Source organism: Serratia entomophila, from assembly GCF_021462285.1.
GTDB classification, from domain to species: Bacteria; Pseudomonadota; Gammaproteobacteria; order Enterobacterales; family Enterobacteriaceae; genus Serratia; species Serratia entomophila.
In genome coordinates this window covers 4,495,677-4,517,160 of record NZ_CP082787.1, presented here as the reverse complement: position 1 = coordinate 4,517,160, position 21,484 = coordinate 4,495,677, and the positions used below count along the sequence as shown (strand labels likewise).

At 60.5% G+C, this 21,484-nt stretch carries 16 protein-coding genes and 1 riboswitch; of the genes, 6 read left to right on the top strand and 10 right to left on the bottom strand.

Annotation, left to right across the window (positions count from 1 at the left end; translation table 11 throughout):
* Positions 1-38: 38 nt before the first annotated feature.
* The 4 genes from KHA73_RS21680 to KHA73_RS21665 all read right to left on the bottom strand — a co-directional run bounded on the left by KHA73_RS21680 (position 39) and on the right by KHA73_RS21665 (position 6,675).
* A complete protein-coding gene (locus KHA73_RS21680; protein WP_234586639.1) occupies positions 39-1,715 on the bottom strand; it encodes a ShlB/FhaC/HecB family hemolysin secretion/activation protein in 1,677 nt (558 codons plus the stop codon).
* 386 nt (positions 1,716-2,101) lie between these two features.
* Positions 2,102-3,019: a ketopantoate/pantoate/pantothenate transporter PanS gene (gene panS, locus KHA73_RS21675; protein ID WP_234586638.1), complete on the bottom strand. Its 918-nt coding sequence runs from the start codon at positions 3,017-3,019 to the stop codon at positions 2,102-2,104.
* Between the two features lie 124 nt (positions 3,020-3,143).
* Complete coding sequence (gene lysC / locus KHA73_RS21670) at positions 3,144-4,511, bottom strand: lysine-sensitive aspartokinase 3 (RefSeq protein ID WP_234586636.1); 1,368 nt, start codon at positions 4,509-4,511, stop codon at positions 3,144-3,146.
* 109 nt (positions 4,512-4,620) lie between these two features.
* Positions 4,621-4,814: riboswitch (Lysine riboswitch) on the bottom strand.
* Positions 4,815-4,866: 52 nt separating this feature from the next.
* Entirely contained in the window at positions 4,867-6,675 is a 1,809-nt protein-coding gene (locus tag KHA73_RS21665) for a cation:proton antiporter (RefSeq protein WP_234586634.1), read from the bottom strand.
* Positions 6,676-6,903: 228 nt separating this feature from the next.
* On the opposite strand from KHA73_RS21665, the gene pgi reads away from it, so the two are divergent.
* Positions 6,904-8,550, top strand: coding sequence for a glucose-6-phosphate isomerase (gene pgi / locus KHA73_RS21660; RefSeq protein WP_234586632.1), 1,647 nt, complete (start codon positions 6,904-6,906; stop codon positions 8,548-8,550).
* 61 nt (positions 8,551-8,611) lie between these two features.
* Here pgi and KHA73_RS21655 read toward each other — a convergent pair whose 3' ends face one another.
* On the bottom strand, positions 8,612-10,048 hold the full coding sequence (locus KHA73_RS21655) for a capsule assembly Wzi family protein (RefSeq protein WP_234586630.1): 1,437 nt from the start codon (positions 10,046-10,048) through the stop codon (positions 8,612-8,614).
* A gap of 223 nt (positions 10,049-10,271) precedes the next feature.
* Here KHA73_RS21655 and psiE point away from each other — a divergent pair, with 223 nt between their 5' ends.
* Complete coding sequence (gene psiE / locus KHA73_RS21650; RefSeq protein ID WP_234586628.1) at positions 10,272-10,679, top strand: phosphate-starvation-inducible protein PsiE; 408 nt, start codon at positions 10,272-10,274, stop codon at positions 10,677-10,679.
* 130 nt (positions 10,680-10,809) lie between these two features.
* Here psiE and malG read toward each other — a convergent pair whose 3' ends face one another.
* From malG to malE, 3 genes are all read right to left on the bottom strand, one after another.
* Positions 10,810-11,700 carry a maltose ABC transporter permease MalG gene (gene malG, locus KHA73_RS21645; protein ID WP_234586626.1) on the bottom strand — a complete coding sequence of 297 codons (891 nt, stop codon included), beginning with the start codon at positions 11,698-11,700 and terminating at the stop codon, positions 10,810-10,812.
* A gap of 11 nt (positions 11,701-11,711) precedes the next feature.
* Complete coding sequence (malF, locus tag KHA73_RS21640) at positions 11,712-13,289, bottom strand: maltose ABC transporter permease MalF (RefSeq protein ID WP_234586624.1); 1,578 nt, start codon at positions 13,287-13,289, stop codon at positions 11,712-11,714.
* A gap of 181 nt (positions 13,290-13,470) precedes the next feature.
* The gene (gene malE / locus KHA73_RS21635) at positions 13,471-14,664 is read right to left on the bottom strand and encodes a maltose/maltodextrin ABC transporter substrate-binding protein MalE (protein ID WP_234586623.1); all 1,194 of its coding nucleotides are present in this window, start codon (positions 14,662-14,664) and stop codon (positions 13,471-13,473) included.
* A 358-nt stretch (positions 14,665-15,022) separates the two neighbouring features.
* On the opposite strand from malE, the gene KHA73_RS21630 reads away from it, so the two are divergent.
* The 4 genes from KHA73_RS21630 to malM all read left to right on the top strand — a co-directional run bounded on the left by KHA73_RS21630 (position 15,023) and on the right by malM (position 19,422).
* Entirely contained in the window at positions 15,023-15,994 is a 972-nt protein-coding gene (locus tag KHA73_RS21630) for an alpha-amylase family glycosyl hydrolase (protein ID WP_234586621.1), read from the top strand.
* On the top strand, positions 15,987-17,096 hold the full coding sequence (malK, locus tag KHA73_RS21625; RefSeq protein WP_234586619.1) for a maltose/maltodextrin ABC transporter ATP-binding protein MalK: 1,110 nt from the start codon (positions 15,987-15,989) through the stop codon (positions 17,094-17,096). Before KHA73_RS21630 ends, malK begins: the two co-directional genes overlap by 8 nt.
* A gap of 30 nt (positions 17,097-17,126) precedes the next feature.
* On the top strand, positions 17,127-18,419 hold the full coding sequence (locus tag KHA73_RS21620; protein WP_234586617.1) for a maltoporin: 1,293 nt from the start codon (positions 17,127-17,129) through the stop codon (positions 18,417-18,419).
* 97 nt (positions 18,420-18,516) lie between these two features.
* Entirely contained in the window at positions 18,517-19,422 is a 906-nt protein-coding gene (malM, locus tag KHA73_RS21615; RefSeq protein ID WP_234586615.1) for a maltose operon protein MalM, read from the top strand.
* A 55-nt stretch (positions 19,423-19,477) separates the two neighbouring features.
* Here the strand turns inward: malM and KHA73_RS21610 are convergent, their stop codons facing one another.
* Both KHA73_RS21610 and KHA73_RS21605 read right to left on the bottom strand, forming a co-directional pair.
* Positions 19,478-20,461, bottom strand: coding sequence for a nucleoside hydrolase (locus KHA73_RS21610; RefSeq protein ID WP_234586614.1), 984 nt, complete (start codon positions 20,459-20,461; stop codon positions 19,478-19,480).
* Between the two features lie 20 nt (positions 20,462-20,481).
* A complete protein-coding gene (locus tag KHA73_RS21605; protein ID WP_234586612.1) occupies positions 20,482-21,480 on the bottom strand; it encodes a LacI family DNA-binding transcriptional regulator in 999 nt (332 codons plus the stop codon).
* Positions 21,481-21,484 lie beyond the last annotated feature (4 nt).

Below are 21,484 nucleotides of genomic sequence, written 5' to 3'. Positions count from 1 at the left end.
ATCTCCGTATATTGCCGTGGGTCCTGCAAAACTGCTGACTAAAAGGTGTAAGAAAAGCGCGCCAGCACCTGGATCGGATCCACCGGAGTGGCGCTTTCCGACAGGATCCAGCCGCGGCTGACTTCGAGATCGGCCAGCGCGTGCCGGTAGCGCAAGGTGGCGCCGGCGCTCAGCCCGGCGCTGCTGTTCCAGCCCGATTTTTCCTGATGCGGCATCACGCGACCGACGTCGGCGCCGAGGCGCGGAGTGAGGGTGACTGAACCCAGATTGACGCTGCGTGACAGGGTGTTCTGCAAATACCAACCGTTATCGCCGGACTGCGTGCTGCGGCTGAAGCCGCGAATGGCGCTGCGATCGGTCAGGCTCAGCCACTCCACGCCCGGCAACGGGTCGCGGCTGTATTGGCCGTAAAACAGATTGTTGAGCTGGTAGGTCGCGCCGGCCAGGCTCAGGCGCTGGCTGAGGTTGACGAAGGCTTTGCCCTTGGTGAACTGGCCGTCGAGGTGAACCGCGTTGGGGTGGCGATCGGCCCCCAGCAAGGGTAAACCCTGTTCGACGCTGAGGTTGGCGCTGAACACGCCGCTGGGCAGGATCTGCAGATGGCTGACGCCCAGCTCGGCCAGGGTCAGCGTCGGGCTGCCGATCTCGAGGCGCACGCTTTCAAAATAGTTATCGATACGCTTGTAGGTCAACTGGCCGCTCAGGCTGTCGATTTGATCGCGATCGCGGTAAAACACGTAGTCGCCGCGCAGGCCGTATTGCTGAGTTTGGCCGTGCAGCTTGACGTTGTTGAACGCCAGCTGCTGGTGATTCTCGTAGGCTGAAAAGCTGGCGAACCCGCTGAAAGTGAATGCGCCGTAGGGCAGCGAGTAGAGCAGGGTATAAGCGCGGCTGTAGCGATGCGCCGGGTTTTCCACGGTGCTGTTGGCGTTCAGGCTGACGAAGTCCGACAGGCCGAACGGGCTGTCCAGGGTGGCGGTGGCGCGCGCCAGCCATTGGCCGGTGTTTTTTTGGCCGTAATTATCCGTGCCGGCAATCAGCTGCCAGGGTTTGGCGTGGTCATTGCGTAGCCGAATAATTGACCCGCCAACTTGCTGGCCGGGTAAAATATCTAAACGGGTGGTATTGGATTGCAAACGATTAGCCTGATCCAATCCCTGATCGAGCTGGGTTAATTTCAGCGGTTTGCCTTCCAGCCCCGGAAATAATAAACGGCTGTTTACCCAACGATCGCCGCCCTCTATTTTCTCAATAAACCCTTCGGTGACGCGTAATCCCAACTCCCGCTGTTTATTGGGGCGAATAAACTGTACGCGCGCGGTGATATAGCCTTTTGCAACATATAAGCGGGTAAGTTCTCGCGACAGGCGGTTGATGTCATTACTGCTGATGCATTGCTGCGGCAAGGCGCTCAGCGCGGAGAGATCCGCAGCTGACAACAGGGTAACGCCCTGCAGATAAACGCCGGCGATCGGCAGGCATTGGGCGGACTGCGGCAGCGCAGGAGCGGCGGGTTCAGGCTCCGCCAGCAGCCGTTGCTGCTTAAGCTGCTGGTAGCGGCGTTGCTCTATCAGCTGGTTGATCTCACGCGAGCTGTCCTGCAGCGCGCGGCGGGACTCGCCCATCGTCATGCCGGCCATTTCCGGTTCAGGCAGGGTGGCGGCGGACAGCGCCGTGCTGAAAAGCACGGCCAGGGTGGAAATTTTTCTAATCATTATAATCCATTATGGGCGTTCGCCGGAGCAGACAACCCAATCCATGATGTTAACCACGGGCGACCAACAGCCGGCCCGAAATAATGAGCGACATGAACATTGCGGGGTATCTTGATTCGCCGCAGGCAAATAAGACGGTGGGTATATATCTAAATAATAATTAGGTTGCTTCTTTTTTGGCGGGCAACCCTGGCGACTTAATTAATTAAAAAAAGTGGTGATGATTTTCGCTCTTCCTGCATTATCGGCACGCATAGGAAGAATCTGAATTTTTATTTTTCACGGATAATAGAGGATGCGGGGAATTATGACAATCCGACCAGTGGGAAATACGAAATTTCGCAGAGAGATGACGGGGCGCGAATGTTTGCGCCCCGGAGAGAGGATTATTTCTTCTTGATCGGCCGGCCGGACCAGTACCCCGCCAGCAGCGAGCCGGAGAGGTTGTGCCAGACCGAGAACAGCGCACCCGGCAGTGCGGCCAGCGGTGAGAAGTAAATTTTGCCCAGCGTGGCCGCCAGCCCGGAGTTCTGCATGCCGACCTCGATCGCCAGCGTGCGGCAGGTCGACTCGTCGAAGCCGAACAGCTTGCCGCCCCAGTAACCGCTCAGCAGGCCGATGCCGTTGTGCAGGATCACCGCGATAATCACCACCAGGCCGACCGACGCGATATGGCTCTGGCTGCCGGCCACTACCGCGCTGATGATAGCCAAAATGCAAACCATCGACAGCGCCGGCAGCAGCGGTTCAACCCGCTTGACGGTTTTAGTGAAGGCGTGGTGGACGATCAGCCCAAGGCCGATCGGGATCACCACGATCTGCAGAATGCTCAGCAGCATGCCCATGATATCGACGCTGATCTTGGCGTCGACGTACAGGCGCGTCAGCAGCGGGGTGGCGAATACGCCCACCAGCGTGGAAACCGCCGAGATGGTGACCGACAGCGCCACGTCGCCCTTGGCCAGATAGATCATCACGTTGGAGGCGGTGCCGCTGGCCACGCTGCCGACCAGCACCATGCCGGCGGACAGATCCGGCGGCATGCGGAACAGCATCGCCAGGATCCAGGCCGCCAGCGGCATGATCAGATAGTGCAGGAAGATCCCGGCGGCCACCGGGCCGGGGCGCGACAGCACCCGTTTGAAGTCATCCAGCCGCAGCGTCACGCCCATGGCGAACATGATCAGCATCAGCAGCGGGCTGACGTAGGGGCCGATGCCGGTAAAGGTGGTCGGCGTGTAATAGGCGGCGACGGACAGCAGTACCGCCCACAAAGGGAACAAGCGCGTGAGTTTTGCCAGCATTGACGTGGGTTTCCTTAGCCAAATTAAGAACGATGGGTTGTTGCGGGAAGTCCCTGCGCGTTATAGACCGCTTATTGTTGGCGCAGGGGCGCAGCATGCCGCGCCCGCTGGAAAAGATAATAACTTATTCGAACAGGTTGTGGTGCAGGGTGCGAACTACCTGCTCGGCGTCGTCGCCGGGCACCAGGAAGCACAGGTTGTAGCTGCTGGCGCCGTAGCAGATCATGCGGATGTTGAACGGGTCGAGCACGCCGAACACCTCTTTGCCCACGCCGCAGGCCTGGGACAGCTTGTTGCCGATGATCGCCACCAGCGCCAGGTTTTCCTCCACTTCCACCCGGCACAGCGACGACAGTTCGGTCAGCAGCGAGGTGGTCAGCAGGCTGCCGCCGGTGGAGGTGGAGCCGGTGGTGTCCATGGTCAGCGCTACGCTGACTTCCGAGGTGGTTATCAGGTCCACGGAGATATTATGCCGCGCCAGGATGCTGAATACCTCGGCCAGGAAGCCGCGCGCATGCAGCATATTCAGGCTGTGCAGCGTCAGCAGGGTTTGTTTGCGGCGCAGCGCCAGCGCGCGGAACAGCGGCGGGTTCTCGGTGGTGTTGCACACCAGCGTGCCGCCGGCGGCCGGATCCTTGCTGGAGCCGACAAACACCGGAATATCGCTGCGCACCGCCGGCAGCAAGGTCGCCGGGTGGAGCACCTTGGCGCCGAAGGTGGCCATTTCCGCCGCTTCTTCGAAGGCGATCTTGTCGATGCGCTTGGCCGCCGGCACTACGCGCGGATCGGTGGTGTAAATGCCCGGCACGTCGGTCCAGATATCCACCCGGCTGACGTGCAGCGCTTCGCCCAGCAATGCGGCGGTGTAGTCGCTGCCGCCGCGCCCCAGCGTGGTGGTGCGGCCTTTCGCTTCGCTGCCGATAAAGCCCTGGGTAACCACCAGCGCTTCCTGCAGGCGCGGTTTCAGCAGCGTCTGGGCCAGTTCGCTCAGCGCGGCGTTGTCCGGCACGGCACGGCCGAAGTGATCGTCGGTGCGCATCACTTTACGCACGTCGAACCATTCCGCCTGTACGCGGCGGGCGCGCAGGATCTCGACGAACAGCAGGGTGGACATCAGTTCCCCGTGGCTCACCAGTTCATCGGTCAGTGCGGCGGAGTTGGCCAGCGCCGCAGCCTCCGACAGCATGGCGATATTTTCCAGCATGCGGTCGATTTCTTCGCGGATCACCTGCGGCGCGTTGAGGCGCTCGAGGATGGCGTATTGAATGCGGCGGATTTCATCAAGCCGGTAGTTGCGCTGCTCGGCGTCGCAGCCTTCGGCCAGGGCCACCAGCAGGTTGGTGACGCCGGCCGAAGCGGACAGCACCACCAGGCGCACCTGCGGGTTGGAGAGCACCACGTCGGCGCTGCGGTTCATGGCTTCGAAGTCGGCAACGCTGGTGCCGCCGAACTTGGCTACCACGGTAGAATCATGGGGTGCTGCTTGGGTCATGTAAAAACCTCGTGTCAGGGATGCCGTCTTCAGAGGGCACTTTATTCCATAGCCTTGGCACAAGGGGAGAGCGGTAAACAGGGAGCAGGCGTAGAGGTAAAGCTACGATACACCCAGAAGCGCCCCACCTTGCCGACCGCCCGCAAAGGGCGATCCTGGTGACAACCCAGGGGATTCAGCCCCTGTAGCCGATAAGATGATCGCCGCGGATCATCTTACCTCGGCGTCGCTCCCCCTCATGTGCCGTCATTGGAAAACGGCTCCTCTGACACTCTACCTGGGCGACGCGCCTCTTCTGGCTTGCGCACCGGGTGCGCAAGTAGGCTGTTAGGAATAGCCGGTTATCGCCGTTCTGTCAACGGGCAGACGTTGAGGGATTTTCATCTTGCACCAGGGCGATTAGCGTACAGGGCATGGCCGGCGCGGCGCCTGCGCCGATCGGCTGCAGCGAACCGTCTTCGCGTTGGCAAAACAGCGGGATCACGCCCTGGTGTTTTTCCAGATATTCCAGCCAGCCGAAATTCTCATTCAGCTTGGTCGCCTTGATGGTGGCGCCTTTGGCTATCAGGCTGCTCAGACGGCCGTAGGTGGCTTCCTGATTGAACAGGATCTCATGCCGGCGAAAGCGCGAGCTCTCCGAACTGTTGCCGCGGCCTTTCAGCGGTGCGCCGGAGCGGATGGCGAACACGTGATCGTCGCCAAAGATATGCCCGAAGTGATAGACCGCCAAGGCGTTCTGGTGGCGGTTGGGCGACAGCGCCAGCACCTGGGCGGTATCGCTCAGGTCGAGGTAGTTTTCGGCATGTTCGGAGTAGGCATGACCGTAATAGGCCGGGATGCCTTCCATGCGCGCCTGGCGGTAGTATTCCCAGCTGCTGTCGGTGACGAGCACCGGGATATTCATTTTCATCAGCGCCTGCGCCAGCATGCGCGCCACGCTGTTGGCGCCGACGATCAGCACGCCGCGCGGTTTTTGCTGCTGTACCCGCAGCCAGCGCGCCATCATGCCGCTGGTCAGGCTCTGCAGCACCACGGTGCCGATGATGATGGCGAACACCACGGTCACCAGCCGATCGGCGCCCTGGTAGCCGCTGCGCTGCAGCGTCAGCGCGAACAGCGAACTGACCGCGGCGGCGACGATGCCGCGCGGCGCTATCCAACACAGCAGCAAACGGTCGCGCCAGTGCAGGGAGGAGCGCCAGGTCGACACCGCGATGCACAGCGGGCGGGCGATAAACTGCACTACCAGCAACAGGCCCAGCAGCGGCCAGCCCATGTTCCACAGCGCGTTGATGTCCAGCCGCGCCGCCAGAATGATAAACAGCGCCGAAATAAGGATCGCCGACAGCTCCTCCTTGAACGCCAGAATGTCGCTGGTGTCCACGTCGCGCATATTGGCCAGCCAGATGCCCATCACGGTGACGGTCAACAGGCCGGATTCGTCGGCGATGGCGTTGGAAACGCCGAAAGCGGTCAGCATGATCGCCAGCACCGCCAGGTTTTGCAGATAGCGCGGCAGCCAGACGCGGCGCAGCGCCAGGCCCAGCAGGTAGCCGAACAGCGCACCGGCGATCAGGCCGACGGCGGCGGTAATCCCCAGCGTCCAAAACAGGTGGGTGTAAGATTCCGCGTTCTGCTTCAGCACGATAAATTCGAACACCAGCAGGGTGAAGATGGCGCCTACCGGGTCAATAACGATGCCCTCCCAGCGCAGCACCTGATTGATATTGGCGTTTGGCCGCACCACGCGCATCAGCGGGGCGATCACCGTCGGCCCGGTCACCACCGTCACCGCGCCGATCAGCGCCGCCAGCTCCGGCGGGAAATCCAGCAACCACCAGCTGGCGACGCTGATGGTCAGGAAAGTCGCCAGCATGCCGATGCTGACCAGGTTGCGCACTACGCCGCCGAGGCCGCGTATTTCCTCAACCCGCAGCGTCAGCGCGCCTTCAAATAAGATGATTGCCACCGACAGTGACACTAATGGAAACAGCAAATCGCCGAACAGCAGGTCCGGCTGCACCAGGTGCACCGCCGGCCCCAGCAGGATGCCGAACAGCAGCAAAGGCAAGATGGCGGGCAGGCGCAGCAGCCAGGCCAGCCACTGGGCCAGCAACGAGCTCAGGCCGATGACCACCAACATCAATGGGGCAGATAATTCCATAGCGGAGATCCCTTTCAAATACGGTATGAACAACAACATGGCACATTCCAGTGACAATTCCGCAGCGCTGGTAACAGGCCGTTAGCCAAAAGTATAGGGGAAAAGCTGAAACGATGCGGCACGCGTTGACAGTTAGCGCCTATCGCAAGAAAAGAGATCATAATCACAGTCGAACAGGCTACAATCGGACAACCACGCATCTTTATTCTCAAGCCTAAGAGTGTTGCTATGAAAAATATCAATCCTAGTCAAACCGCTGCTTGGCAAGCCCTGCAGCAACATTTTGCACAGATGAAAGACGTCCGCATCGCCGATTTGTTTGCGCAGGACAGTGAGCGTTTCTCCAAGTTTTCCGCCACCTTCGACGATCAGATGCTGGTGGACTATTCCAAAAACCGCATCACTGAAGAAACCCTGGAAAAACTGCAGGCGCTGGCGAAAGAAACCGATCTGCAAAGCGCCATCAAGTCGATGTTCGCCGGCGAGAAAATCAACCGCACCGAAGATCGCGCAGTACTGCATATCGCGCTGCGCAACCGCAGCAACAGCCCGATTATCGTCGACGGTAAAGACGTGATGCCGGAAGTGAATGCGGTGCTGGCAAAAATCAAACAGTTCTGCGGCCGGGTGATCGGCGGCGACTGGAAAGGCTACACCGGCAAGCCGATCACCGACGTGGTGAACATCGGCATCGGCGGTTCGGATCTCGGCCCGTACATGGTCACCGAAGCGCTGCGCCCGTATAAAAACCATCTGAACATGCACTTCGTCTCCAACGTCGACGGTACGCACATCGCCGAAACGCTGAAGCCGCTGAACCCGGAAACCACGCTGTTCCTGGTGGCGTCCAAAACCTTCACCACGCAGGAAACCATGACCAACGCCCACAGCGCGCGCGACTGGTTCCTGAGCAGCGCGGCCGACCAGCAGCACGTGGCGAAACACTTCGCCGCGCTGTCTACCAACGGCAAAGCGGTAGCCGAGTTCGGCATCGATACCGACAACATGTTCGAATTCTGGGACTGGGTGGGCGGCCGTTACTCTCTGTGGTCGGCGATCGGCCTGTCGATCGCGCTTTCCGTGGGCTATGAGAACTTCGAGCAGCTGCTGAGCGGCGCGCACGCGATGGACCAACACTTCGCGAACACCCCGGCGGAGAAAAACCTGCCGGTGCTGTTGGCGCTGATCGGTATCTGGTACAACAACTTCTTTGGCGCCGAAACCGAAGCCATTTTGCCGTATGACCAGTACATGCACCGTTTTGCCGCTTACTTCCAGCAAGGCAACATGGAGTCCAACGGCAAATATGTAGACCGCAACGGCAATCCGGTCGATTACCAGACCGGCCCAATCATCTGGGGCGAGCCGGGCACCAACGGCCAGCACGCGTTCTACCAGCTGATTCACCAGGGCACCAAGCTGGTTCCTTGCGACTTTATCGCCCCGGCGGTCAGCCATAATCCGCTGAGCGACCATCATGCCAAGCTGCTGTCGAACTTCTTCGCGCAGACCGAAGCGCTGGCGTTCGGTAAATCGCTGGAAGTGGTGGAGGCCGAGTTCGCCGCACAGGGCAAGACGCCGGAACAGGTCAAGCACGTAGCGCCGTTCAAGGTGTTCGAAGGCAACCGCCCGACCAACTCCATCCTGCTGCGTGAAATCACCCCGTTCAGCCTGGGCAGCCTGATTGCGCTGTATGAGCACAAGATCTTCACCCAGGGCGCCATCCTGAACATCTTCACCTTCGACCAGTGGGGCGTGGAGCTGGGCAAACAGCTGGCTAACCGCATTCTGCCGGAGCTGGCGGGCAGCGAGAAAGTCAGCAGCCACGACAGCTCAACCAATGCGCTGATCAACCGTTTCAAAGAGTGGCGTTAACCGCCGGCTGAATTGAAGCCAATAAAAAACCCGCCGCGGCGGGTTTTTTTACGTCTGCCGATTACAGATTGATCGGCACTTCGAAGCTCACGCCGGCGCCCACGTCGTCCGCCGTGCTGGCGTCGCTGTTGGTGTACCACAGGCTGGTGTCGAACTTGACCGCGGAAGGGAAGGTGTAGCCCCAGCCGAGCTGAATGCCTTTCAGCGTGTCCGATTTCGGGAACGCCTGGTTGGTGCTCTGATTCAGCGGGTTCACCTTGGCGTAAACCAGGCGGGTGCTCCAGCGCTGGCTGTCGTCCAGCACCAGCTCGACGCGGCCGGACAGCATCTGGCCGTCGCCGCCCATCGCATGGCCCAGCGGGTAACCCTGCTGGTAGTAGCCACCTTTATAGGTGTAATGGCTATAGACATACCCTTTACGGGACATATCGGCGCGGGTATCCGCTCCTTCAATCGACCAGTTGATGGTGGTGGAGCCCCATTCAGGGTGGCCTTCCAGGCCCAGCAGGTAGGTATTTTGCGAAGGCAGGAAGCCCGCTTCGTCTTCGCCGACCAACTGGCCGTACAGGCTGACCGGCAGGCCAATCAGCGGCTGCATTTTCAGCTTGAAGTCAAAGCCGGCGAGCTGGTTGCCCGGATCGTTGCCCTGACCGGAGTCATCGTTGTCTTTACCGGTTGTCGCATCCCAGAAGGAACTCCAGGAGTGCGGGCGGCCCTCGCCGCCCCACATCATGATGCGTGACGCGCCCAATTCGACGAAGTCGGTCGGCATCATGGTAAAGCGGCCGCCAATCAGTTTGGTGTGCGGTACCGACGCGTACTGCGACAGCTGGCCGGCGGTCAGCTGGTACTGCCAGCGGCCAATCCATGACAGCCACGGGGTTTCAAACGGCGACTGGTCGGCGCGCTGCAGCATAAAACCGGCCACCGGGCGTGCGGCGTCGGAACGGATCAGGCTGCCGTCATAGCCAGGCCCCCACCATTGGGACACTTCACCGAAGGAGAGCCACTGGTTCCAGATTTTCACCGCGCCGTAGGAGCCGTGCATATTGAATTTAGAGCCATCGCTAACGCGCTGATCGCCTTCAACGGACCCCTGCAGACGCACGTCCCAGAAGTCGCCGTTGGCGCCGGCGCCAACCGTCAGACGGTCGTCGGCATATTCGTTTTGACCGAAGCCCTGCGGGGTGCCGGGTTTGTCGGTAGAGGCGTAGCCGCTGATGCGGACGTTGGCCTTCAGGGCATCAACGCGGCGCTGCACGCGATCGATGACATTCTTCTCGGTATTGGTTACCGGTTTGGCTTGCGCAATGACGGAGTTGATTTCTTCCTGGCTCAACGGCCAGGTGGACAAGCTGACGTTAATCACACCACGATCGGACAGCCAGGCCAAATCGTTGCGCAGGTCGTTGTCAGGAGCCACTAAACCGGCAGCGTGGCCGGTTAAAGCACAGGTAAACAGGCCCGCCGCGACCAGTCCGTTAAGTTTAGCGCGCATAAAGAATTCCCTTGTTAATTCGAGGTTATTGGTTTTATGTAAAGATCTACGTCCCATGATAGTTGACATTTCAATTTGCTACAAATATATCCACCAGAAATATCCTATTGTAACTATTTGAATTGGATTGAATTTATTGTGCACTTATAGAGGGTGTCATTTTTAAGATAATGCCTATGTTAGGATGTGCGGATAAATTTAGCGGTACTGATGGGGAGTTTTTATGGCGAAAACATCGCGTTCAATAATGATTGCGAAGGGGTTGCAGCGGGTGCTGAACGTAGGTCTGTTGCTGTTGGCGGCCATCTTGGTGGTGTTCCTGGTGAAGGAAACCATTCATTTGGCGAAAGTGTTATTTCTCAACAATGAGGAGTCGTCTTCTTATTTATTGATTGAAGGCATTGTGATCTATTTCCTTTACTTTGAATTTATCGCCTTGATTGTGAAGTATTTTGAGTCGGGGTATCATTTCCCGCTGCGCTATTTTATTTATATCGGCATTACCGCGATTATTCGTTTGATCATAGTGGATCATAACAACCCCGTTGATACCCTAATTTATGCCGGCGCGATATTGTTGCTGGTGGTGACGCTCTATCTGGCCAACACCGACCGGCTAAAGCGTGAATAAATTCGCCTTCATGGCTGAAGCTGAGGCCGCGTTGACCGGGCCATAAAAATGGCGGCCCAGAGGGCCGCCGAAGACACAGGTATTGATTGGAAAAAGCTAAGTACATCAAGCGCATTGCAGTGGCACAAATTTAGCCCTTCACCCCGCCGGCCGTCAGGCCGCCCACCAGCCAGCGCTGCGCCAGCAGGAATACGGCGGTAATGGGTATTGCCGACAGCACCGCCGCGGCGGCGAAGTCGCCCCACAGGTAGTTCTGCGGGTTGAGATATTGCTGCATGCCCACCGCCAGCGTGTAGCTGTTCACGTCGCGCAGCAGCAGTGAAGCCACCGGCACTTCGGTGATGGCGGCGATAAACGACAGAATGAACACCACCGCCAGGATTGGCACCGACAGCGGCAACAGCACCAGGCGGAAGGCCTGCCACGGGCTGGCGCCGTCCAGCGCCGCCGCTTCTTCCAGCGAGTTGTCGATGGTTTCGAAATAGCCTTTGATGGTCCAGACGTGCAGCGCGATGCCGCCCATATAGGCGAAGATCACCCCGCCGTGGGTGTTCAGGCCGATAAACGGCAGGTACTGGCCCAGGCGATCGAACAGGGCATACAGCGCCACCAGTGACAGCACCGCCGGGAACATCTGGAAGATCAGCATGCTTTTCAGCAGCGTGCTTTTGCCGCGAAAGCGCATGCGGGCAAAGGCGTAGGCGCAGGTCGTCGAGAGCGTCACGATACCGATGGCGGTGATCGCCGCGATCTTGATCGAGTTCCACAGCCACAGCAGCACCGGGAACGGCGGCGGCGTCACGCTGCCGTCGGCGTGGGTGACGCTGAGGCCAAGCGCCAGCCGCCAGTGATCCCAGGAGATCTGCTCAGGTATCAGGCTGCCGGTGGCGAAGTTGCCGGAGCGCAGCGAAATGGCCACCACCATCAGCAGCGGGAACATGATCAGGGCGATAAAGCTCAGCATCAGAATATGGGTGATCCACAGGCGCAGGCGCTGGGATTTGGGTTGAACCATGGCCATCGTTATTCTCCCTAATCAAAGTTCATCTTGCTGGCTTTCAGATTCAGGATCGCCAGCGCGCCCACCAACAGGAAGATCAGCGTGGCGATGGCGGCCGCCAGGCCGAAGTCTTGCCCACCGCCGCCTTCGAAGGCAATGCGGTAGGTGTAGCTGACCAGCAGGTCGGTAGAGCCGGCCGGCGTGGTGGTGCCGATCATGTCCGGCCCGCCGTTGGTCAACAGTTGGATCAGCACGAAGTTGTTAAAGTTGAAGGCGAAGCTGGCGATCATCAGCGGCGTCAGCGGCTTGATCAGCAGCGGGAAGGTAATGCGGAAGAAGTTTTGCAGCGGGCTGGCGCCGTCCATTGCCGAAGCCTCATACAGATCGTCCGGAATGGCCTTCAGCAAGCCCATGCACAGGATCATCATGTACGGGTAGCCCAGCCAGGTGTTGACTATCAGGATCATGCTCTTGGCGGTGAGCGGATCGCTGAACCAGGCCGGCTTGATGCCGAACAGGTGGCTGAGCATCATGTTGATCTCGCCGAAGCTCTGGTTGAACAGCCCTTTGAAGATCAGAATCGAGATAAACGACGGCACCGCGTAGGGCAGTATCAGCAGCACGCGGTACAGCGCCTTGCCTTTCAGCGCCTCCCACTGCACCACGCAGGCCAGCACCATGCCTACCGCCACGGTGAGGATCACGGTCATCACCGAGAACAGGATGGTCCAGATGAAGATCGAAACGAACGGCTTCTTGATGCCTTCATCCTGCAACACCCGCAGGAAGTTTTTCCAGCCGGTAGTGACGGTATAACCCGGGCTGAGGGTTTCCTGCCCCCAGTTGCCGTCTGCATTGACGGCCTGATAGAAGCCGATTTCGGCATTCGGCCGGTATTTCACCTGGGTTTGATTATTGGTCAGCGTATTGCCGTCTTTATCCAGGCTATACAGCGGGCTGGTGCCGGAGAACTGGCGCAGCGAACTCATGCGCAGCTCGCCGCCGTCGGGCAGTTGGGCGACCAGTTGGTTCAGCGCCTGGCGATTCTGCGTAATCACGCGCAGCGTGGCGCGTTCGCCCGCCGGCTCGGCGCTCTCCGCCGTCAGTTTCAGCGTCTGCGGCGCGGCGGCGTCAAAGCGGAAAGGCTCTGAAATCAGCTGCTGGCCGCTGTCCGGATGGATCAGCTGCAGCCGCCATTGCTGGTTGGCCGCCGGATACAGGCCGAAGGTAAAGGTCTTGCCGGTCTGGAACTGGCGCTGCATCAGCACCGACTGTGCGCGTTCGAACGTCAGTTGGTTGGTGCTGCTGTAGTTGGTAAAGGCGATGGCGATGGTGCAAATCAGCGGGAACAGGACAAACAGCCCCATACCGGCGATGCCCGGGTAAACGTAGCGCCAGGCGTAGGCGCGGCGGTTAGCAAAAACGTAAAGCCCGGCACCGACCAGGATCAGCGTCATGATGGCGAACAGATATTCACCCTGTGCATACATCAATACAATCAGATAGCAGGTAACCAGGCTGAGCAGGCCGATGGCCAGCCATTTCAGCACGTCACTCTGCCACCACTTCGATTTTTTGCGCGCAGGCGACCCGGCGTGGGCTAATTGCATAGGGCGTTCCTTTCTGTGGAGCGACAGCGGGGCGTTTGTCCCCTTCATACTTGAAGCTACGCTTTTGTCGGCGGCGTCCGCTCACCCCGGGGACACAGCTATCTATGCTCCCGGGGATGTGCACACTCGCCGTCGCGGCGTAGCGCCAATTATTTGGGGATGTTAATCCCGCACAGCGTCATTACTTGGTGATGCGGGTCTGCACGTCATCCAGCGCGGCTTTCACCGTTTGGCGGCCGCTGACGGCGTTGATCACCGCACTGCGTTCGGCGTACCAGAAGGCGCTCATCTGCGGAATGTTCGGCATGATTTCGCCGTTTTGCGAGTTCTGCATGGTGGCGGCGATCTTCGGATCTTTCGCCAGCTCTTCCTGGTAGGATTTCAGCGCTACGGCGCCCAGCGGTTTGTCTTTGTTGACGTCCGCCAGACCTTCGTTGGTCAGCAGGTAGTTTTCCAGGAACTCGGTCGCCAGCTCTTTATTCGGGCTGGCGGCGTTGATGCCGGCGGTCAGCACGCCGACGAAGGGTTTGGACGGCTTGCCTTTAAAGGTCGGCAGCAGGGTCACGCCGTAGTTGATTTTGCTCTGTTCGATGTTGCTCCAGGCCCAGGGACCGTTGATGGTCATGGCGGTCTGGCCCTTGTTGAAGGCCGCTTCGGCGATCGAATAATCGGTGTCGGCGTTGATGTGCTTGTTTTTCACCAGATCGACGATGAACTGCAGGCCGGCCTGCGAGCCGGCGTTAGCTACGCCGACGTCCTTGATGTTGTATTTGCCGTTTTCATATTTGAAAGCATAACCGCCGTCGGCGGCGATAATCGGCCAGGTGAAGTAGGGTTCCTGCAGGTTCCACATAATGGCGCTCTTGCCGCCGGCGCGCAGCTGTTTGTCCAGCGCCGGGATCTCTTCCCAGGTCTTGGGCGCCTGCTTGATCAGGTCTTTGTTGTAAATCAGCGACAGCGCTTCAACGGCGATCGGGTAGCCGATCAGTTTGCCGTCGTAGCGCACCGCGTCCCAGGTGAACGGGAACAGTTTTTCCTGGAAAGCCTTGGAAGGATGGATCTCGGCCAGCAGGCCGGACTGCGCGTAGCCGCCGAAGCGATCATGAGCCCAGAAGATGATGTCCGGGCCGTCGCCGGTAGCGGCTACCTGCGGGTATTTTTCTTCCAGCTTGTCCGGGTGTTCGATGGTGACTTTGATACCGGTGTCTTTCTCGAACTTTTTACCGACCTCGGCCAGGCCGTTATAGCCTTTGTCGCCGTTGATCCAGATAACCAGTTTGCCTTCCTCGATCTTGGCGAAGGCGGAAGAAGAGAGCACCAGGGTGGTCAGAGCCGAAAGCACCAGCGTGCGGGCGGTGGTAATGCTGCGAGTCATAATCCAGTCCTTCTTTTTGTGGGCACAGACATCAAGGAGAGAAGTTTCACGGTAATAGTGGGTCACAAAGCGACACATTCTCATCCTCCCCCCCTCTACGCCCCATGCCGGCGTATTGTGATCCAGTTAACATTGCGCTCTATTCTGTGGCGTCAGGCACAAAATAGGGGGACGATTTTTGCCAGGCCGATCACAGATTTGTCTTAACGGGGGAACTTCTCATCGCCCGGGTCGTTCTCTCATCCTCCCAGCTCCTCCCCCATGAAAAATCCTGTTACGGATGATTACCCTTTCCAGCAACTCCCGCACTATCGGCCACATTGATTTTCAACGCCACGCGCAGCAGGAAACCGGATTTATGTCGCCAACGCCTATCGTCGTTCAACCCACCCTGTACCGGATCCATCCGGTCAGTTTCCGCGATGGAAACGGCGACGGCGTGGGTGACGTGCACGGCATGCTGGCGGCGTTGCCCTACCTTAACGCCCTGTCGGTGGATGGCTTGCTGCTGCCGCAGGCGCTGCCGCCGGAGGCCGGCGCCGCGGTGGCCGCGCAAGGGCTGGCGTTGTGGTATTGCGACGGCGGCAGCTACGTTCGCCACGCCGTAGCACCGCAGCAGTATGCCCGCAGCCCGCTGGCGTTGGACGTGGTGCCCTTCAGCGTGGAAAAGCTGGTGGCGGTGCTGCACGCCCGCCGCGCTACGCTGGCGGACAGCCTGTGGAGCACCGGCGATGCCGACCAGCCGCGGGTGGTAAGCCATTGGGGGCAGGGCGATCTGCGCTCCGCCGACGCTTTTTTGACGTTGCTGGCGATGCTGCCGGCGCCCATCTGCCTGTATCAGGGAGAAGAGCTGGGATTGCCGCACGCCGCCGGGCTGCAGGACCCGCGGGGAGCGCAGACGCGCATGCCGTGGCATGAGGCGCCTGAACAGGTGACCGCCGGCGAAATTGCCTGGTATCAACAGGTGGCGATCGAACACCGCGCGCTGGCCATCAGCCGCCAGCAGCACGATAGCCACTCCACGTTGCGTTACTGCCAGTCGCTGCTGGCATTGCGTCGCTCGCCGCTGATCCAGCGCGGCGAGCTGAACGCGGTCAGCCAGCGGAATGGCGTAGTTCGCTTACTTATTACCCATCAGGATCAATGCCTTGAAGCGCTGATTAACCTGCAGCCTTATACTCAGGCGGCCGCGCCGTCTGAGGCGACCTTGCCATTGGCATGGCAGCACGGCGCGCAGCAAGAGGGTCATCAATGGGTTTTGGCGGGCTTTGCGTCCGCCATTTTTACACGAAATGTTAACTGCGAAAGCAGGGGAGTAACGCATGGCTAGCGTCACACTGCGCAGCGTTTATAAGGCCTTCGGTGAGGCCGTGATTTCCAAAGACGTCAATCTGACCATCGATGACGGCGAGTTTGTGGTGTTTGTCGGGCCATCGGGCTGCGGCAAATCGACGCTGCTGCGCATGATCGCCGGGCTGGAGGACATCACCTCCGGCGACCTGTTGATCGGCGATAAACGCATGAATGAGGTGCCGCCTTCCGAACGCGGCATCGGCATGGTGTTCCAGTCCTACGCGCTGTATCCGCACCTGTCGGTGGCGGACAACATGTCGTTCGGCCTCAAATTGGCCGGCGCGAAGAAGGCCGAGATCAATCAGCGGGTCAACCAGGTATCGGAAGTGTTGCAGCTGGCGCACCTGCTCGATCGGCGGCCGAAGGCGCTGTCCGGCGGGCAGCGTCAGCGCGTGGCGATCGGCCGCACGCTGGTGGCGGAACCGGACGTGTTCCTGCTCGACGAGCCGTTGTCCAACCTCGACGCTGCGCTGCGTGTGCAGATGCGCATCGAGATCTCCCGGCTGCACAAACGCCTGCAGCGCACCATGATTTACGTCACTCACGATCAGGTCGAAGCGATGACGCTGGCCGACAAGATAGTGGTGCTCGACGCCGGGCGCGTCGCCCAGGTCGGCAAGCCGCTGGAGCTGTATCACTATCCGGCCAACCGCTTCGTCGCCGGGTTTATCGGTTCGCCGAAAATGAATTTCCTGCCGGTCAAGGTGACCGCCGCAGAACCGCAACAAGTGCAGGTCGAACTGCCTAACCGCCAGCTGGTGTGGCTGCCGGTGGAAGGCGCTGACGTTCAGGCCGGCGCCAACATGTCTTTGGGCATTCGCCCGGAGCATCTGCTGCCTGGTGACGCCTCCGAAGTTCGGCTTACCGGTGATGTACAGGTGGTTGAGCAGCTCGGCAACGAGACGCAAATCCACATCCAAATCCCGGCAATTCGTCAAAACCTGGTTTACCGCCAGAACGACGTGGTGCTGGTAGAAGAAGGTGCAACATTCGCCATAGGCCTGCCGCCTCACCGCTGCCATCTGTTCCGTGAAGACGGTACGGCATGTAAACGGCTGCACCAGGAGCCGGGCGTTTAAAGCACATCCAGCGACTATAACAGGAGAATAATGATGATCGTCTTGCGCAAACTTCCTCTGGCACTGGCTGTCGCCGCCGGTGTGTTGACCACCCAGGCCATGGCCGTTGATTTTAAAGGTTACGCCCGTTCCGGCATCGGCTGGACCGGTAGCGGCGGCGAGCAACAGTGCTTCAAAGCCACCGGGGCCGCAAGTAAATACCGTCTCGGCAACGAATGTGAAACCTACGCCGAGCTGAAGCTGGGGCAGGAAGTGTGGAAGGAGGGCGATAAGAGCTTCTACTTCGATACCAACCTGGCCTATTCCGTATCGCAGCGCTCCGACTGGGAAGACGTGACGCCGGGCTTCCGCGAAGTGAACGTGCAGGGTAAAAACCTGATCGACTGGCTGCCGGGCGCCAATATGTGGGCCGGTAAGCGCTTCTATCAGCGCCATGACGTCCACATGATCGACTTCTACTACTGGGATATCTCCGGCCCGGGCGCCGGTCTGGAAAACATCGATCTGGGCTTCGGCAAACTGTCCGCGGCGGTGACCCGCAACTCCGAATCCGGCGGCTCCTACGGCTACCTGGATAACGAATGGAAAGAGCGCCCAACCGTCAACGACACCTTCGACGTGCGCCTGGCGGGCCTGGAGCTGAACCCGGGCGGCACCCTGGAGCTGGGCGTGGACTACGGCCGCGCCAACGCGCAGGACAACTATCGCCTGGCCGACGGCGCCAGCAAAGACGGCTGGATGTTCACCGCTGAACATACCCAGAGCATCCTGAGCGGTTACAACAAGTTCGTGGTGCAGTACGCCACCGACTCCATGACCTCGCAGAACAACGGCCGCAACCAGGGCGCGACCATCGACAACAACGGCAAGATGATCCGCGTGCTGGATCACGGCGCCATCGACTTCAACGATAAATGGGCGCTGATGTACGTCGGCATGTTCCAGGACATCGACCGCGACAACAACAACGGCACCACCTGGTACACCGTGGGCGTGCGCCCAATGTACAAATGGACGCCGATCATGAGCACCCTGCTGGAAGCCGGTTACGACAACGTGAAATCCCAACGCACCGGCGATCGCAACGGCCAGTACAAAGTGACCCTGGCGCAGCAGTGGCAGGCGGGCGACAGCATCTGGTCGCGTCCGGCTATCCGCGTGTTCGCCACCTACGCCAAGTGGGACGAGAAGTGGGGCTACGCGACCGACACCGACACCGGTTACAACACCGGCACAGCCTACAACGACAACAGCATGCACACCTTCAGCCGCGGCAATGACGATGAGGTCACCTTCGGCGCCCAGATGGAAATCTGGTGGTAATGACAGAACGGGGGGAGCCGCAGGCTCCCCCCAACGTGTATTCGCCGACGCCGATTCTCTTGCCTGACTCGCGTCGACGCTGAATGGGGATACCATAATGAAAAAGAATCTGCTGTCACTCTGCCTGTCGCTGGCGCTGAGCCTTGGCGCGCCGCTGGCGGCCAACGCCGATACGCCGGCCAACGTCTCCGTCGCGCCGGCCATCAGCGCCGCCACGCTGCAAAGCCTGCCGTGGCAACCGCTGCAGCCGCCGGTCAGCCAGGAAATCAAGCTCGATAACGTCAGCCCGCAGATCAACCAGGGCGATATTCAGGGGGCGATCGCCGCCTATACGCTGCCGGCCGATCGCGGATCGCTGGAAGTAACGCTGAGCAGCATCAGCAAAAACAGATCGCTTTACGCGCCGAGCGTGCTGGTGCTGGATGAGCACCAACGGCCGGCGGCCTATTACCCGAGCAGCTATTTCCCGTATCAGCCGCCGGGCGCGATGTCTTCCGATCGGCTGGAGGGCACGCTCAAGCTGACCCCGGCGCTGGGGCAAAAGCAAATTTACCTGCTGGTGTACACCACCCGCCAGGATCTGGCCAAAACCACCCAATTGACTAACCCGGCCAAGGCCTATGCCGCCGGCGTGGGCAACGCGGTGCCGGATATCCCGGACCCGGTCGCCAGCCACAGCACCAGCGGTACGCTCAAGCTGAAAGTGACCGCCGAACAGGGCAGCGGCAACGTGATGATCGGCATGCTGCAACCGGCGCCGACCACGGCGCCGGTGGTGGTGGGATCAACCGCGCCTGTCGCAACGGCGGCTCCGGCACCTGCGCCGGCCAAACCGGCGGAGCCGATGCTTAACGACACGGAAAGCTATTTCAATAACGGCATCAAACAGGCGGTGAAGGCGGGAGATATCGATAAAGCGCTGAAGCTGATGAATGAGGCCGAGAAACTGGGTTCCACCACAGCGCGTAAAACCTTTATCAGCAGCGTGAAAGGCAAGGGGTAGTACCCGACGCTGCCGATGCTGGCTCGATGTTTGGTGCGCCTCGGCGCACCTTTTTTCATCCGCGGGCCAGAGTCGCGCCGATCAGCGCCAGCAGGCGGGCATTATCCACCTGCTGCATCACCCGCACCGGCTTGCCCTGCGGTTCCGGCATGCCGACCGTCAGGCGCAGACTGCCGGGCTGCCAGCGGCGCGAACTGCCGCGCGTCATCGCCCCCTCCAGCGCCACATCGACAAAATATTCCTCGGTCGTGACCAGCTGCGGCTCCAGCAGCCAGGCGATCACCAGCGCATCATGGATCCAGCAGCCCGGCAGATGGCGGGTCTGGCGGGAATAGTCGATCCAGGGTTGGGTAGTGGTGCGCAGGTAGCGGCACAGCGGGGTATCCGGCTGCGTCAGGCGAGCCAGATCTTCCTGGGTAAGCATGGTCTGGGTGGTGACGTCCAGCGGCGCCAGCGTGATATTGGCGCCGCTGCTCAACACCCGCCGCGCCGCTTCCGGATCCAGGCCAAAGTTGGTGTCTTTGATATAGCCTTCGACGTTGAACACGCCGCCCATGATCACTATCTCCTTCACCGCCTGCGCCATTTGCGGGTACAGCTGCAGAGCCTGGGCGACGTTGGTCAGCGGGCCGATGGCCGCCAGGGTGATCTCGCCGGGGTTGTTGCAGATCAGTTCGCCGATGGCGATGGCGGCGTCAGGGGCCGGCAGCGCAGCGGCCTGCGGGCGCGGCACGCCGTCCCACAGGCTGGCCAGATGCGGATCGGCGATCGGGCGGTCCAGATGGGCGCGCCAGGGCGCGGGCGGTTCGATCAGGGCGCGGGCCGCGCCGAGAGCCAGCGGCACCCGATAACCGGTTTGCCGCAGCAGTTCGCCGGCGGCGGCAAAGCCGAGTTCGCGCGGCGTGTTGCCGGCCACGATGCCGATCAGCTCAAGATCAAGCTGCGGCTTGGCCGCCAACGCTAACGCCAGCGCCAGGCCGTCGTCCACGTTGGCGCCGGGAACGCCATTGCCGGGGTCACAATCAATAATCAAACGCATAAGGAATACCTGAAAAACAGCTAGCAGCCGCAGGAGCGGCGGATACGCAGCTGGAAAGCGAATTCGTGCAGTTCGGGTGCCGCGCCGGCGGCCAGCATGGCGATCGCCCGCTTGGCCATGGCGTCGATCGGCTGTTCTACCGCGCTGAGCGGCGGCACGCTGAATTCGGACTGCTGCGTACCGTTAAAACAAATGATGGCCAGATCGTCCGGTGCCTGCAGCTGATGCTCCGCCAGCGCCGACAGGCAGCCGAGCGCCTGCTGTTCGTTGGAGGTGAAAATGGCGCGCGGGCGAGGTCCCTGAACCATTTTTTGCGTCGCCCGGTAGCCGCCCTGCCGGGTATAGGGCGTTTCAAAAATCCACTCTTCACGCGGCGTGATGCCCGCCTCAAGCAGCGCATCGCGCCAGCCGTTCAGGCGATCCTGCGCGTTGAGCATGGTCAGCGGGCCGATAAAAATGCCGATGTCGCGATAGCCGTGCTGCAGCAGATGACGGGTGGCCTGACAGGCGGCGTCGCGTTCGTCGACCCGGATGGCGCAGACGCCGGCCCGGCTGTCGATGGTATCGATCATCACGCAGGGCGTGCCGGAGGCGCGGATCAGATCGAACCACGGGTGGCGATCGACGCTGGTGTACAGCAGGCCGTCGACCTGCCGGCTCAGCAAGTGGTTAATCAATTCGTACTCACGCTGGCGGTCATCGCCCGCATCCCCAAGCAGCAGCACGCGGCCGCGGCTGAAGGCCTCCTGCTGCAGCGCCCGCGCCAGGGTGGCGAAGAACGGGTTGGAGATGTCCGGCACCACCAGCCCGTAGGTTTGCGTGCTGCCGGAGGCCAGGGCCCGCGCGATGTCGTTTGGCCGGTAGCCGGTTTGCGCGATTGCCGCCAGCACCCGCAGACGGGTGGCTTCCGCCACCGGCCGCGGGCCGTTGTTGATCACGTAGCTGACCACGGCGACGGAGGTACCCGCCACGCGGGCCACGTCGGCGCGGGTGATGCGCCGCGCGGATTGATTATCCAAGTTG